The sequence below is a fragment of the Arthrobacter sp. Br18 genome (genome assembly GCF_000520555.1).
Classification (GTDB): domain Bacteria; phylum Actinomycetota; class Actinomycetes; order Actinomycetales; family Micrococcaceae; genus Arthrobacter_D.
Map to the genome: position 1 here is coordinate 142292 of NZ_KI914868.1, position 1242 is coordinate 143533.

The 1242-nt window shown below is 69.4% G+C and carries 4 protein-coding genes; 2 read left to right on the forward strand and 2 right to left on the reverse strand.

Going from position 1 to position 1242, the window contains the following annotated elements:
• Positions 1-288: GlcG/HbpS family heme-binding protein (locus tag Y704_RS20695; RefSeq protein WP_035772476.1), on the forward strand; the 288-nt coding region annotated here is incomplete at its 5' end.
• Positions 289-294: 6 nt separating this feature from the next.
• On the opposite strand, the gene Y704_RS23480 is transcribed toward Y704_RS20695, so the two are convergent.
• The gene (locus Y704_RS23480; protein WP_081747576.1) at positions 295-630 is read right to left on the reverse strand and encodes a helix-turn-helix domain-containing protein; all 336 of its coding nucleotides are present in this window, start codon (positions 628-630) and stop codon (positions 295-297) included.
• Between the two features lie 6 nt (positions 631-636).
• Here Y704_RS23480 and Y704_RS20705 point away from each other — a divergent pair, with 6 nt between their 5' ends.
• Positions 637-909 carry a GlcG/HbpS family heme-binding protein gene (locus Y704_RS20705; RefSeq protein ID WP_081747577.1) on the forward strand — a complete coding sequence of 91 codons (273 nt, stop codon included), beginning with the start codon at positions 637-639 and terminating at the stop codon, positions 907-909.
• A gap of 6 nt (positions 910-915) precedes the next feature.
• On the opposite strand, the gene Y704_RS20710 is transcribed toward Y704_RS20705, so the two are convergent.
• The coding region (locus tag Y704_RS20710; RefSeq protein WP_035772420.1) for a response regulator transcription factor at positions 916-1242 on the reverse strand (327 nt) is incomplete at its 5' end.

The window sequence follows — 1242 nt, forward strand, 5'->3', positions numbered from 1 at the left end:
AAGGCGCATGTCCGCATGGACGGCGCGAACATCGGCAGCATCACCATCGCGATCAACAAGGCCTACACGTCCATCGCGTTCCAGTGCGAGACCGGCGACCTGCAGGGCGCCACCCGGCAGGACGGGCCCATCTACGGGCTGAGCGACGCCCACGGTGGCCGGCTCGCGGTGTTTCCCGGCGGCATCCCACTGGTGCGCGACGGCAGCATCATGGGCGCCATCGGCGTCTCCACCGGCACCATCGAGCAGGACCAGGAGGTCGCCTCGGCGGGTGCTGCCGCCTACTGACGCGACCTACGAGCCGGAGTGCTGCAGCCCCACCAACATGGTGCGGTTGCGAGCGCCGGTCTTCCGGAGCATCGCGCCCACGTGCTTTTCGACGGTCTTCACCGAGATGGCCAGCCGGGTGGCGATCTGCTTGTCGGCCAGCCCTTCGATGAGCAGGTCGCGGACCTCGAGTTCACGGGCCGTGAGCCGGACGGTCGAGCTCTCCTTCGTCGCTACGTTCCCGGCGGCTTCGGTGAAGCGGGTGAAGACGGCGCCGTCGAGCAGCGCATCGCCCCGGGCCGCGGCCACCACCACGCGGGCCACTTCGGCGGGCGTCGATTCGAGCGAAACCTCAAGGCGCATGTCCGCATGGACGGCGCGAACATCGGCAGCATCACCATCGCGATCAACAAGGCCTACACGTCCATCGCGTTCCAGTGCGAGACCGGCGACCTGCAGGGCGCCACCCGGCAGGACGGGCCCATCTACGGGCTGAGCGACGCCCACGGTGGCCGGCTCGCGGTGTTTCCCGGCGGCATCCCACTGGTGCGCGACGGCAGCATCATGGGCGCCATCGGCGTCTCCACCGGCACCATCGAGCAGGACCAGGAGGTCGCCTCGGCGGGTGCTGCCGCCTACTGACGCGACCTACGAGCCGGAGTGCTGCAGCCCCACCAACATGGTGCGGTTGCGAGCGCCGGTCTTCCGGAGCATCGCGCCCACGTGCTTTTCGACGGTCTTCACCGAGATGGCCAGCCGGGTGGCGATCTGCTTGTCGGCCAGCCCTTCGATGAGCAGGTCGCGGACCTCGAGTTCACGGGCCGTGAGCCGGACGGTCGAGCTCTCCTTCGTCGCTACGTTCCCGGCGGCTTCGGTGAAGCGGGTGAAGACGGCGCCGTCGAGCAGCGCATCGCCCCGGGCCGCGGCCACCACCACGCGGGCCACTTCGGCGGGCGTCGATTCGAGCGAGAGGAA

Bases quoted from the DNA above. Each gene is read 5' to 3' on its own strand.
- Y704_RS23480 (WP_081747576.1), bottom strand. From the start codon at position 630: ATGCGCCTTGAGGTTTCGCTCGAATCGACGCCCGCCGAAGTGGCCCGC.
- Y704_RS20705 (WP_081747577.1), top strand. From the start codon at position 637: ATGGACGGCGCGAACATCGGCAGCATCACCATCGCGATCAACAAGGCC.